This is a genomic window from Porphyromonas sp. KLE 1280 (assembly GCF_000700805.1).
In the GTDB taxonomy this organism is placed as follows: domain Bacteria; phylum Bacteroidota; class Bacteroidia; order Bacteroidales; family Porphyromonadaceae; genus Porphyromonas; species Porphyromonas pasteri.
Genome location: NZ_KL362962.1, coordinates 156,564 through 170,160 on the forward strand (window position 1 = coordinate 156,564; position 13,597 = coordinate 170,160).

At 56.8% G+C, this 13,597-nt stretch carries 7 protein-coding genes and 1 riboswitch; of the genes, 1 reads left to right on the plus strand and 6 read right to left on the minus strand.

Annotation, left to right across the window (positions count from 1 at the left end):
* Positions 1-620 precede the first annotated feature (620 nt).
* Positions 621-896: riboswitch (cobalamin riboswitch) on the minus strand.
* Between the two features lie 686 nt (positions 897-1,582).
* From HMPREF1121_RS00650 to gyrB, 6 genes are all read right to left on the minus strand, one after another.
* Entirely contained in the window at positions 1,583-2,479 is an 897-nt protein-coding gene (locus HMPREF1121_RS00650) for a Ppx/GppA phosphatase family protein (protein ID WP_009433489.1), read from the minus strand.
* On the minus strand, positions 2,472-4,562 hold the full coding sequence (locus tag HMPREF1121_RS00655; RefSeq protein WP_044114229.1) for an RNA degradosome polyphosphate kinase: 2,091 nt from the start codon (positions 4,560-4,562) through the stop codon (positions 2,472-2,474). Before HMPREF1121_RS00655 ends, HMPREF1121_RS00650 begins: the two co-directional genes overlap by 8 nt.
* 29 nt (positions 4,563-4,591) lie before the next feature.
* The gene (gene cdd, locus HMPREF1121_RS00660) at positions 4,592-5,059 is read right to left on the minus strand and encodes a cytidine deaminase (RefSeq protein WP_044114230.1); all 468 of its coding nucleotides are present in this window, start codon (positions 5,057-5,059) and stop codon (positions 4,592-4,594) included.
* Between the two features lie 123 nt (positions 5,060-5,182).
* Positions 5,183-6,112, minus strand: coding sequence for a tRNA modification radical SAM protein MnmL/YtqA (locus HMPREF1121_RS00665; protein ID WP_044114231.1), 930 nt, complete (start codon positions 6,110-6,112; stop codon positions 5,183-5,185).
* Positions 6,109-6,897: a lipoate--protein ligase family protein gene (locus tag HMPREF1121_RS00670; RefSeq protein ID WP_052353527.1), complete on the minus strand. Its 789-nt coding sequence runs from the start codon at positions 6,895-6,897 to the stop codon at positions 6,109-6,111. The genes HMPREF1121_RS00665 and HMPREF1121_RS00670 overlap by 4 nt, the downstream gene beginning before the upstream one ends.
* An 83-nt stretch (positions 6,898-6,980) precedes the next feature.
* Positions 6,981-8,948 carry a DNA topoisomerase (ATP-hydrolyzing) subunit B gene (gene gyrB, locus HMPREF1121_RS00675; protein ID WP_009433477.1) on the minus strand — a complete coding sequence of 656 codons (1,968 nt, stop codon included), beginning with the start codon at positions 8,946-8,948 and terminating at the stop codon, positions 6,981-6,983.
* Positions 8,949-9,557: 609 nt separating this feature from the next.
* On the opposite strand from gyrB, the gene HMPREF1121_RS00680 reads away from it, so the two are divergent.
* Complete coding sequence (locus tag HMPREF1121_RS00680; protein WP_044114232.1) at positions 9,558-13,571, plus strand: glycoside hydrolase family 2 TIM barrel-domain containing protein; 4,014 nt, start codon at positions 9,558-9,560, stop codon at positions 13,569-13,571.
* Positions 13,572-13,597 lie beyond the last annotated feature (26 nt).

The window sequence follows — 13,597 nt, forward strand, 5'->3', positions numbered from 1 at the left end:
TATGCATGACTGCTCTTGCTCTCAGCTCTTTCGGTAGAGTAGACGTACAGGGCAAGCAAGATATTGGGGCCGGCGACGGTCAAAGCTGATGTCACATCTCTCCGAGGGGAGTTGTGACGAGCCTTAGACCGAGCCGTGCACCTAATATGGTCGGCGTATGGATTGAGGTGGTGCAGCCAGCGAGGTATCCCTGGCTGGCCCTATGGGGGGCAGGGGCGGTTTTGGATAGGTTGGAGGAACATGAAGAAAGACCCCTGCGAGTACCAGACCCATAGAGATCCCAGACAGAGTAGAGCCTTGTCCTACTTGTCACAAGCGGGCTTGTGTACGACCCGATAGGGGGCACACAGCTGCAGGATGTTCAAAAGATTATCGGGGGATATTCTGATGAGGTGACCTTCTCTCCGGCTTCGTCCTTGCGGGCGAAGTGATACGCACGACACATTTCAATATCTGGAAGCCACTGCGCGTCTCGAAGAGCGGGGCAGAAAGACTTCCTTCACTACCAGCACTGACGGGCGGTCCGTCGGGCGGGGTAGGAGAAGGTGCACACATCGGAGAGAGCTACCATCAGGAGGAGCGTCTCATGGCAATGTCTTCCCAATCTTATTCCCGAGATTGACACATTGGATCTCATGAGCAGGTCTCCTGGCTTATCACCCTAACTTCTCATTCCTACGATCCTTCCCAAGTAGCTTCGTACTCAGTGGCGAAGGTCTGCCAAGACGCTCGGCGAAGAGCTCGTTGGTCCTTCCGTCATAGGAGGAGCCTATCTATCATCCCCATGGGGAGCTGCAGATAGGGAGTGACTTACAGTAGCGGGTACTGCGCCGGATTTACACCGGCTTCCCTTACTACCCTGGGTCCAGACTGGTGCACTTCACCAGCATAATGCCCTCGGGTATACTCGTAAGACACAGCAAAGTTAAAACAAATATTTAAATAACCTAAGAGCTTCAAGGGATGAGCTTGCGTGGAGAGCTTGGGCGCTTCTTTATGGGTGAAAGATTTGAGGCCATTGCGCAAACCCTTCGCCTTATCGTGCGTATTCCTCTTATCCAGCGGAGGGGAAAGTGCTATTCTTGCGAAGAAAAAGCGCCTTCCCATAGTGTTTTTTCGCATCTATGTATGTAGTCTTAAAGACCAGGCAGGTAAATCCAAATATCCACGTACGTAGATATTAGATCCACGTACGTAGCCCAAACTTATCTGCCGCTCGTCCACAACTTTTATTCCTACGCGGAGCAACAAGCTAATAGAGGTCACTTGATAAAGCTATACGGAATCAGTCCAAAGCTATATAGCTTTCTTCGCTATCCTATATAGCTCAACTCTCGTGCCCATATACCTATTATGAGACCATTGTGTAAGCTACCTCTTCATTACTCGTACCTTCTTTCCTCGAAAATCGGAGTCTTTCGGCTGAGAAGTTCGAAGGAGGATAGTGCAAGCTGTGAAGGGATAGGCTTGCGCAATGGTCTCTACTTAGCCTATACCTATAATATATAGCACGTCCGTCGCCCTCCCGCTGTAGTGAGCGTGGTGGGCAACGGACGTCGTGGGAGATGCACCTTAGATAGCGCTATGGCAGGATCGGACAGACAGAGTCGACGATACCGTCGGCGAGCCCCTTCGTGGGGACGATGATCTCCGTCGCTTCGGTAATCGAGGCGACTAAGAGGAAGATGTCTGCCGCAGGGACGATGACCTCAGCACGGTCGGGCTTGAGGCGGAAGAGCTGCATACGCTGCTCGGGAGTGTACTGCCGGAGCTCGTCGGCGACACGCTGGAGGCTCTCGACAGGGAGGCTGTTCACATTGGCACGCTCCGAAGGGGCGCCGAGGCGAAGGAGCTTATTGATATTCCCCCCTGTACCGACAAGGCGTAGGGTGCCATAGGTAGAGCGCAGGGTGCGCACGTAGTCACCGAAGGAGTTGCGCTCTTCGTCACGCACCTTGCCGCTGAGCTGGCGGATCGTGCCGATATCAAAGGAGCGAGACTCGATGAGCTCTGCACCACGTACGAGGTTGAGCTCCGTACTCCCCCCACCGACGTCGACGTAGAGGAAGGTATCTTCGGTCTGGCTGGCCAGCGAACGGATGAGGTCGGAAGAGATGAGGCGAGCTTCCTCTCTACCATCGATGATCTCGATACGGATGTCGGTCTTCTCGTAGATCTTCTCCACGAGCTCGGCACCATTCTCGGCATCACGCATGGCAGAGGTGGCGCAGGCACGGAAGGCAGAGACTTCGTAGATCTCCATCAGCTCGCGGTAGGCCTTCATGAGGCTGACGAGCTGCTTGCCCTTCTTCTTCGATATGCGCCCATCGACAAAGGCATCTTCACCGAGGCGTAGGGGGACGCGTACCAGCTGGACCTTCGAGAGTGGCTCGGCACTCCCAGGCTCGTTGAGGCACTTGATGAGTAGGCGGACGGCATTGGAGCCAATGTCGATACCGGCGTAGTGAGACTTACCCATTATTCTCTTTGTTCTTCTTTGCTTCGTAGTACTTGTATAGTGCTTGCTGGGAGTTGAAGGGGGCTTCATCGGGACCCAAGTCATCGCGACGTGGGCGCACGGCTTCCCCTTGGACGTAGTAGCCCTGCTCGGTATCTCTCAGCCCTGCTGAGATGATGAAGTCCAGTTCGCGCTGTATGGCAGGGTCGTAGACAGGGGTCATGACTTCGATGCGGCGGTCGAGGTTGCGCGTCATCCAGTCGGTTGAGCCGATGTAGTACTTCGGCTCTCCACCTCCACCGAAAACGTAGATGCGGGAGTGCTCGAGGTAGCGTGAGATGATCGCATTGATGAAGAGCCCTTCGCTATAGCCTGGTACACCAGGTAGGAGGGAGCAGTTGCCTCTCAGGCAGAGCTCGACACGCACGCCAGCCGTCACGGCTTCGTAGAGCTTGGCGACCATCTTCTCATCGACGATATGGTTGAGCTTGAGGCGTATGTAGGCCTCCTGTCCAGCTCGTGCCAAGCGGATCTCCTTATTAATAAGGTTGTAGAGTGGCTGGCGCATATCGTTGGGTGCGACCAGCAGGTGATGGAAGTGTGGGGCGATGAAGGGGCGCTCGATGAAGTCGAAGACCTGCATCACATCGTGTACGATGCCCTTGTGCGCAGTCATCAGCATAAGGTCGGTATAGAGTCGAGCGGTACCCTCGTGGAGGTTGCCCGAGCCGATGCAGGCGATGCCCCCATGCTTGGTGCGGATGTAGACGAGCTTCGAGTGGACCTTCAGCTTTTCATGACCGAGGACAACGTTGATACCGAAGTCCTGCATCTTCTTCCCCCAGTTGATATTTGACTGCTCGTCGAAGCGTGCTAAGAGCTCGACGACAGCCGTGACGCGCTTGCCGTTCTGTGCTGCTGTGGTCAATGCTTTCACGACCTTGGAGTTTTGCGCCACGCGGTAGAGGGAGATGCGTATCTCGGTGACCTCTTCGCTGATCGCGGCTTCTTGCAGGAGGCGGAGGAAGTGATCGAAGCTGTAATAGGGGAAGTGCAGGCAGCGGTCTTGGTGCATGATCTGGTGGATCATGCTCTGCGTGTAGTGGAACTCATTCATCTGCAGCGGGGGCTGCTTGGGGAAGCGAAGTCCCTTGCGCCCGCAGTCTGGGAGGTCCATCAGGTCACGCATGTTGTGGTAGCGTCCCCCGCCGATACGTGTGTCGCGGAAGTTGAGCTCCGCCATGGCGCTGAGCTTACGCAGGATCTCGGGTGAGAGGGCTTGGTCGTAGACGACGCGCACGGTCTCGCCGCGCTTACGGCGCTTGACACCACGGGAGACCTTCTCGATGACACTCGAGCGGAGGTCTTGCTCGATCTCGAACTCGGCGTCCTTGGTGAACTTGAATGTATAGGCCTCGTACTGCACGTACTCCCGCCCGATGAAGATGTAGGGGAGGCAGTAGCGGATGACGTCGTCGAGGAACATCAGGTAGCTCTCACCCCCCTCGTCACGCAGCCGGAAGAAGCGCCCAAGTTCACGCACGGGTACCTCTAGTAGCGCCACCTCGTGCCCCGTCTCAGGCTCCTCCTGATCGTGCCATAGGACGACTGCCAGATAGAGCGACTCCTTGAGGTGCTGCTCGGGGTTGAAGGTAGGGCTATTGATGAAGATCGGGTTGGTGAAGCCATTGATCTTGTCCATAAAGAAGGACAAGACTTCCTCCTCTTGGCTGCTGGTGAGCTCGCGCTCATTGATGATATGGATGTGAGCATCCTTGAGTTCTCGTACCAGCTGAGCGAAGGTCTCGTCGAAGAGCTGGGAGTATTCTCTATTGAGTCGGAGGATGGTGCGGAGGGTCTCCTTCGCTTTCTTGCGCTCGGTCGTGGGGAGCTCTTCCGCAGAGTCGATGAGGCGACGCAGTGAGGCGACGCGCACACGGAAGAATTCATCCAGATTGTTGGAGTAGATGCCGAGGTAGTTGAAGCGCTCCAGGAGGGGGAGATCGGGGCGCATAGCCTCTAAGAGGATGCGCTTATTGAAGTACATCCAGCTCGTGTCGCGCTCGATATAAGGCATGGGCCCGCGGTGCTGACGTTGCTGCATAGAGTCTGTTAAGGGGGAGGATGTATGGGTTAAAGGGCGCTACCGTCGAAGCCGAAGGGTAGTAGGTAGCGGCAGTCCTCGAGGAGAATAGTCTTCTCCTCACCCATCAGAAGTATGGGGAAGGGGTGGAAGCGTGTGGCGGTCTCCATGATCACCTGACGGCAGCTACCGCAGGGCGAGATGAAGGGCACACGGCCAGCGCTGTTGATAGCGACGATAGCGAGGCGCTCGACAGCGACGTCGGGCCACTGGGCACCAGCCCAGAAGAGTGCTGTACGCTCGGCACAAGTCCCCGAGGGGTAGGCGGCATTCTCTTGGTTGGAGCCCGTGACGATCTCGCCATTAGCGAGTAGGACGGCGGCGCCGACGTGGAAGCGGCTATAGGGGGCGTAGGCTTTGCGAGCGACTTCGAGTGCACGCTCCTCCAGCTGACGATCTTGTTCGGACAGCTCGGAGCGGTCGAGCGTCTTATAGGGAATAGTAAATGTTTGCTCCATGTGCGTATGCTATACGAATGTGATGAGGGTGGGGAGATTCCCCAGCAGCTCTATAGCGAATGTACGAAAAAGTGAGGAATGCTTGCAGTAGAGGTTGCAGGTGAAGTTCCTCAGATAAAGCCCTTACTTGGGGGAGTCTTGGAGTGTAGCCGTAAGCGCCTTGCGGATCTTGGCGGTGAACTCGTGGTTCTTCCAGCCCCAGCGTGGGGCTAAGAGTAGAGCCGGCGGTGACTGCGAGACGAAGCGCTCCAGCACGATGTCGGGTCGGAGTCGATGCACGAAGTCTACGATGAGGTCGATATACTCCTCCTCGGTAAAGAGGTGGAAGTCCGATGGATCACGCTGATACTCGCCTGCCATGATCGTCCCACGGATGATCTGTAGCTGGTGGATCTTGAGCGTAGTGATGGGGAGCTGTGAGAGGCGGTCGGCGTGCTGGAGCATCTCTTCGCGACTCTCACCTGGGAGACCGAGGATGAGGTGAGCCCCGACAAGGATGCCTGCAGCGTGGGTGCGCTCAATGGTCTCGACGCTGGTCTGATAGCTATGACCACGCTGGATACGCTCAAGGCTGCGGTCGCACGTGCTCTCTACGCCGTACTCCACGAGGAGGAAGGTGCGCTTGGAGAGCTGCTCGAGGTAGTCAAGTAGAGGCTGGGGCATGCAGTCGGGGCGCGTGCCGATGATAAGCCCGACGACGTCTTCATGACGGAGTGCCTCCTCGTACTTCGCGATGCAATCCTCCACCTCCCCGTAGGTATTGGTGTAGGACTGGAAGTAAGCGAGGTACTTCATCTCGGGGTACTTCCTGCGGAAGAAGGCGATGCCTTCGTCGATCTGCTCGGTGATGCTCTTGAGCTTCGTCGCGTAGTTTGGGCTGAAGCTCTTGTTGTTGCAGTAGGTACAGCCTCCCTTGCCCATAGATCCGTCACGGGTGGGGCAGGAGAAGCCCGCTGTGAGCGTGATCTTCTGCACCTTCTGCCCAGGGAAATGGCGCTGGAGGAAGGTGGCGAAGTCTACATAGGGGAGGGCAGGGCTTGCGGATGGCGTCATACGGTCGGAGTCTTGGCGCGCCCTATCGGCGAATGGATCCAGTCTGCATGCTCGAAGTGCTCTGCACGCTGCGTGCGGATGTACTCCTCTACCGAGGCATTGAATTCAAGTGGGAAGAGCCCAGTATGCTCCTCGCGGAGGGCAGCAAGGATATCCTCCTGCAGGTCGGTGATGGTATAGCCCTCGGGGAGTGCGGGACGGAGGTTTGTGACCAGTGAGCGCACTGAGGCGACCCGCGAGCGTGCCTCTACCTCGGGAGAGACCGTCAGGATGCGCTCCAGCTCCTCGAGGTTGGCATCGAAGAGCAGGCAGATGTGGTAAAGCATGCGTGAGCGGTTCACCGCCTCGGCTGCTCCACCGACCTTATAGCCGTCAAGACGGAGGTCACCACGGGGCGAGCGCTCCACGATGACTCCACGCCCAGCGAGTGCTCGCTGTATGGGAGTAGGGAAGGCCTTCAGGTCGAAGCCTTGGCCCGAGTGGTCATTCTTGATAGCCGTGAAGTTGAGGTTCCCGAGGTCATGGTAGACCGTGCCTCCGCCCGATGTGCGGCGCAGGAGGGCGATGTCATGCTCCTTGAGGTAGTCGAGATCGAGCTCCGCCTCAGCCCACTGATAGCGCCCCATGAATACGGAGGGGCGATTCACCCAAAGCATGTAGATGGTGTCCAGCGGGCGAAGCTGGCGGTAGAGGTAGTCCTCGAGAGCGATGTTGTAGTACGGGTCGGTCGAGGGACTGATATAGTAGTAGGCGTTGGAGGTTTCGGGAGTCGTCATCGTCATCATAGCCGAAGGCTATCCCTCCAGCGGCATCCGAGCCGTCGGAGGGATAGCCTTCTCTTATTATAATAGGTATGAGGGGCGCTGGACTAAGCGTCGATGCGAGCGTAGGTAGCGTTCGCCTCGATGAACTCGCGGCGGGGGGCTACGTCGTCACCCATGAGCATGGAGAAGATCGCATCAGCCTCAGCGGCATTCTCGATGGTGATCTTACGCAGGGTGCGGTTCTCGGGATTCATCGTCGTTTCCCAGAGCTGCTCTTCATTCATCTCACCGAGACCCTTGTAGCGCTGTACACGTACGCGGTTCTCGTCACCACCACCGACGCGGTCGATGAAGGCCTGACGCTGCTGCTCGGTCCAGCAGTACTCACGCTCCTTGCCTCGGGTACAGAGGTAGAGAGGAGGGGTAGCGATGTACACGTAGCCGTTCTCGATGAGCGAGCGCATGTTGCGGAAGAAGAAGGTCAGGATGAGCGTGGCGATATGGCTACCGTCCACGTCAGCATCGGTCATGATGATGACCTTGTGATAGCGGAGCTTCGAGAGGTTCAGCGCCATGCTGTCCTCTTCGGTGCCGATGGTCACGCCGAGAGCGGTATAGATGTTACGGATCTCTTCGCTCTCGAGGACCTTGTGCTGCATCGCCTTCTCCACGTTGAGGATCTTACCACGCAGCGGGAGGATCGCCTGGAACTCACGGTCCCGACCCTGCTTAGCCGTACCACCTGCAGAGTCACCCTCGACGAGGAAGAGCTCAGAGAGGATGGGGTCCTTAGAGGAGCAGTCGGCGAGCTTACCAGGGAGGCCACCACCCGAGAGGGGGGACTTGCGCTGTACCATCTCACGCGCCTTGCGTGCAGCTTGGCGAGCCGTAGCAGCGAGGATGACCTTGTCTACGATGATCTTCGCTTCCTTGGGGTGCTCTTCGAGGTAGATCTCGAGGGCTTCGCTGACGGCGACGTCTACGGCGCCCATGACCTCGTTGTTCCCGAGCTTGGTCTTCGTCTGCCCTTCGAACTGGGGCTCTGCGACCTTGATGCTCACAACGGCCGTGAGACCTTCGCGGAAGTCATCCCCCGTGATCTCTACCTTGACCTTGTCGAGGAGCTTCGAGTCAGTAGCATATTTCTTCAGCGTACGCGTTAGACCACGACGGAAGCCCGCCAGGTGCGTTCCCCCTTCGATGGTGTTGATGTTGTTGACGTAGCTGTACACATTCTCGTTGTACGAGGTGTTGTAGGTCATCGCGACCTCGACAGGGATACCCTGCTTCTCGGTGATGATGTGGATGACATCCTCGATGAGGTGCTCCTTGGAGCGGTCGATGTACTTGACAAACTCCTCAAGCCCCTTCTCTGAGTAGTAGGTCTCAGTGAGGGCTACACCAGCTTCGTCACGCTGACGCTCATCGGTCAGCGTGAGGGTGATACCAGCGTTGAGGAAGGCGAGCTCACGCAGACGCGTAGCCAGGATCTTGAACTGGTACTCCGTGCTGGTGAAGATCGTGTCGTCGGGCTTGAAGAGTACCGTCGTACCCGTCTTGTCTGTCGTGCCGATAGTCTGCAGCTCGGTGGTGGGGACACCACGGCTGAACTCCTGCGTGTAGATCTTGCCGTCGCGCTGGACGGTAGCCTTGAGGAGGGTAGAGAGGGCATTGACACAAGAGACACCGACCCCGTGCAGACCGCCCGAGACCTTGTAGGAGCCCTTGTCGAACTTACCCCCTGCGTGCAGGACCGTCAGTACGACCTCCAGAGCACTCTTGCCTTCCTTCTCGTGGATGTCTACGGGGATACCTCGACCGTTGTCCTGGACTTCGATGGAGTTGTCCTCGTGGATGGTGACCTTGATATCATTGCAGTAGCCTGCCAAGGCCTCGTCGATTGAGTTGTCTACGACTTCATACACCAAGTGGTGAAGACCCTTCTCACCGATGTCACCGATGTACATCGCAGGGCGCTTACGTACGGCCTCCAGTCCTTCTAAGACTTGAATGCTACTGGCCGAGTATTCCTTCTCGTTGGTATGGTCTTGATCGAACAGCTCTTCGCTCATTGCTTATCTGTGTGATTAGTCCCTGCGGTGAGCGCATGGCGTCACGGTAGGGTATTACATTATTATATATAGGACAAAGATACGAAAAAATGCGCTCCCTTGGGTGTTATTTCGCCAGTGCTTCGGGTGGACTATTGGGGTGTCTTAATGGTCTCTGTATTGAGATGAGGTGATTTCCTCTGGATAGCAAACTCCGTCTTCCCTCAAGAAAAGCTGCTCGGCAGTAGGGATAAACCCGTAGAGGTGTAGTGCTATTCTTCTATCCACGTGCAAAGCCCTAAAATCTACGTGCATAGACGATAAGATTTTCGTGCCTGGATCTAAAATCTACGCACGTGGATTTAAGAATAGAGATACTGCTTGGGTAGAATATCTCCTTGGTTTTGAAGTAATACTACCTGTGGTTTGTCGCTTTTTGTGTGCTACTTCTACTCCCTACTCAGTAGTCTTTGGTGTTGCCATTTTGAGGGCAGACGAGGTGATTCTCTCGGAGTGGTCATCGCACTCTGGGTAGATATGCACCAAAGCTGTATATTTGTCCATAGCATTCCAGCCGCGGTGGAGGACTCCACCTCTGCCGTCGGATATCTCCCTTGGAACTACAATCTAATGAACAAGATCTACGCCGTGAGTAGCCTCGCAGCTGCTCTAACCCTCGCCTTGCCCAGCCCTGTGACTGGTCAGCGACTCCTCCCCGGCTATCGCTATGATCACTCAACCGCCCCGACGGGCAAGGAGTGGCAAAGCCCAGCCGACTATGCTCTTGGCAAGGAGCAACCCCATGCTTACTTCTTCTCTTTCGCCCCGAAGGACCGTGCTGAGCGCGTACTACCAGAGTACAGCTCCCTCTATCAGAGCCTTGACGGGACGTGGCGCTTCCACTGGGTACGTACGCCAGAAGAGCGTCCTGTGGACTTCTACCGTGCCGACTATGATGCCTCCTCTTGGGATGAGGTCACCGTACCGATGAACTGGAATGTCTACGGCCTCCAGCGCGACGGGAAGCAGAAGTATGGTACGCCTATCTACGTCAACCAGCCCGTCATCTTCTACCACAAGGTGCGCCCTGATGACTGGCGCGAGGGGGTCATGCGTACCCCACCCAAGGAATGGACGACCTATCGTGACCGCAATGAGGTCGGCTCCTATCGCCGCACCTTCAAGCTCCCCACCGAGTGGAGCGACAAGGCGGTCTTCCTCAACTTCGATGGGGTCGACTCGTTCTTCTACCTCTGGATCAACGGACGCTATGTGGGTTTCTCTAAGAACTCCCGCAATCTCGCCTCCTTCGATATCTCACCTTACCTCCGCCCCAAGGGAGAGGAGAATGTCATCGCTGTAGAGGTCTACCGCAATAGTGATGGCTCGTTCCTCGAAGCACAGGATATGTTCCGCCTCCCAGGGATCTTCCGCTCGGTCTACCTCACCGCTAAGCCGAAGGTACACCTGCGTGACCTGCAGGTCATCCCCGATGTAACCTCCGACCTCAAGGAGGGTAGCCTGCGCATTACCTCTGAGCTACGAAGCCAAGGAACGAAGGCGGTACGTCCCGACCTGCGCCTCAGCTACAAGCTCTATGCACTACCTCTCTACTCCGATGAGGTGAGCGGTGCTCCCGTGGCTACCGCCGAAGGGCGTAGCACCTCGACTGGCACGGCTGAGACGACGCTCACGCTCCAGAGCCCTGCGCTCTGGTCTGCTGAGGCTCCTCACCGCTATGTCTTGGTCGCCGAGCTCTATGACAAGGCGGGGAAGACGCTGCTGGATCGTGCATCCATCTATACGGGCTTCCGTAAGGTCGAGATCCGCGAGACACCGGCCGACCAAGATGAGTTCGGGCACGCTGGTCGCTACTTCTACGTCAACCATAAGCCCGTGAAGTTCAAGGGGACGAACCGCCACGAGACGGATCCCTCCCGTGGGCATGCCATCACGCATGAGCAGATGGAGCGCGAGGTCTTCTTGATGAAGCGTGCGAATATCAACCACGTGCGCAACTCTCACTATCCTCCTGCTCCCTACTGGTACTACCTGTGCGATAAGTATGGTATCTACCTCGAGGACGAGGCGAATATCGAGTCGCATCAGTACTACTACGGCAAGGCTTCGCTCTCGCACGTGCCTGAGTTTGAGGCACAGCACGTCTCTCGTATGCTCGAGATGGTGCATGCCAACATCAACCACCCCAGCATCGTCATCTGGTCGCTGGGTAATGAGGCTGGCCCTGGTGTGAACTTCGTCAAGAGCTACGAGGCTACGAAGCGTGTCGATACCTCACGCCCCGTGCAGTATGAGCGCAATAACGACATCGTCGATATGGGCTCCAATCAGTATCCTTCTATCGCTTGGGTCGAGGGGGCTGCTACGGGTAAGTATAAGATCAAGTACCCCTTCCATATCTCCGAATATGCCCACTCCATGGGGAATGCCTGTGGTGGTCTGGCGGACTACTGGAAGGCTATCGAGAGCTCGAACTATATCTGCGGTGGTGCTATCTGGGACTGGGTAGACCAGGCGCTGTACAACCACACGCCCGAGGGGCTTCGCTATCTGGCCTATGGGGGTAACTTCGGTGACTTCCCCAATGATGGTATGTTCGTCATGAACGGTATCATGTTCGCCGACCTCCAGCCTAAGCCTCAGTACTATGAGGTGAAGAAGGTCTACCAGCAGATCGGTATCGAAGCCGAAGATCTGATGGCAGGACGTGTGCGTATCTTCAATAAGCACTACTTCGTCTCCCTCGCAGACTTCGATCTCCGCTGGAGTCTTTACCGCGATGGGGTAGAGGAGCGCTCGGGCGTCCTTGATCTCCCAGCTATCGCTCCTCGTACGGCCGAGACCGTCACGCTGCCTCTCTCTACCTCAGACCTCCAGCCTAATAGTGAGTACTTCGTCAAGGTCGAGTGCCGTCTGCGCACCGACAAGCCATGGGCTAAGGCGGGCTATGTAGCCGCTGATGAGCAGCTCGCCCTGCAGTCACTCCGTGAGCGAGATGCCCTGCAAGGGGGCAAGGGCCTCCGTGCGAAGAGCCTGACGAAGGAGGTCTATGAGGTCGCTGGTAGTGACTTCTCCGTGCAGTACGACCTCCGCGAAGGGACGATTCACCAGCTCGTCTATGCTGGCGATACGGTCATCTACCCAGGCAATGGGCCTCGTATCACGGCCTTCCGTGCTCCCGCTGACAACGATATCTGGGTGCGCTCGGCTTGGACGACCAATGGTCTGCACAACCTCAAGCACCGTGTCCTCAAGCAGCAGGTCACTAAGCTCCCCGACGGCTCGGTAGAACTCTTCTTCACCGTACGCTCTCAGGCTCCCTATGGCGCTACGCTCACGATGCACAAGGCTTCGGGTAAGTATGAGCTTACGGAGGATAAGGCACATCCCTTCGGTGAAAATGACTTCGCTATCACATCGCAGGCTATCTGGCGAGTGTATCCCGGCGGAAGCATCCAGCTTCGCTCGAACCTGACGACGAATAAGCCCGCGCTGCCTCTCGGTCGTCTGGGCTATGAGTTCGTCCTCCCCCGTGCTTACGACAACTATACCTACTACGGTCGCGGCCCCATCAATAACTATGGTGACCGCAAGGCCAGCCAGTATATCGAGCAGCATAAGAGCAAGGTAGCCGAGCAGTTCGTCTCCTTCCCTAAGCCTCAGACGATGGCCAACCGCGAGGATGTACGCTGGGTAAGCCTGACGAATGCCTCTGGACGTGGTATGCTCTTCCTCACGGATAGCGTGATGACGAGCTCTGCTCTTCCTTACTCTGCGATGCAGCTGATGATGGCTCCTCATCCCCACGAACTCCCTGCAGCTGGTGACACCCATCTGGTACTCTCCCGTAGTACGACGGGGCTTGGTGGTGCCAGCTGTGGTCAGGGTGGTCCTCTGGTATCCGCTCAGAGCCTCGGTACTCCACAGCTCTTCAGCCTGATGATCCGCCCCCTCCGAGCTGGTGACTCAGCCGTCAAGCAGGCTAAGGCGAAGATCGACGGCCCCGTAGCTCCCTCGATCACACGAGATCCTCATGGTGACCTCGTCATCACGGGTGCTCCAGGTGAAGCCCTCTGGTACACCGTCGGTCGTGGCCGCCCTCAGCGCTATACCGAGCCTATCGACTTCTCTCAGGGTGGAGAGGTCTCAGCATGGGCAGAAGGACAGCGCCGCCTCATCTCGACCATGTCCTTCGGTCGTATGAAGTACGCTGCCTGCCGCATCGTCTTCTGCAGCAGTGAGGAGTATGGCTATGAGGCACAGGATCTCCTTGATGAGAGTCCCGACACGATGTGGCACACCGTATGGACGCTCACCGTACCCAAGCACCCCCACTGGATTGACTTCGATCTGTACAAGGTGAAGACGATCACTGGTCTCACTTATCTGCCTCGTCAGGATGAGAGCACCACGGGCGATGTCAAGGACTATGTCCTCTCGGTGAGTGATGACGGGAAGCAGTGGACCGAGGTCCTGCGTGGTACCTTCGGCAGTGATAAGAAGCTCAAGGAAGCGCTTCTCAAGAAGCCCGTTCGCGCTCGCTATCTGCGCTTTACGGCGCTCTCCGCTCACGACGGGCAGGACTACGCTTCTGGCTCAGAGATCCATATCCTGGCTGAGTAATAGCCCATCTCTTTAGAGGACGGTAG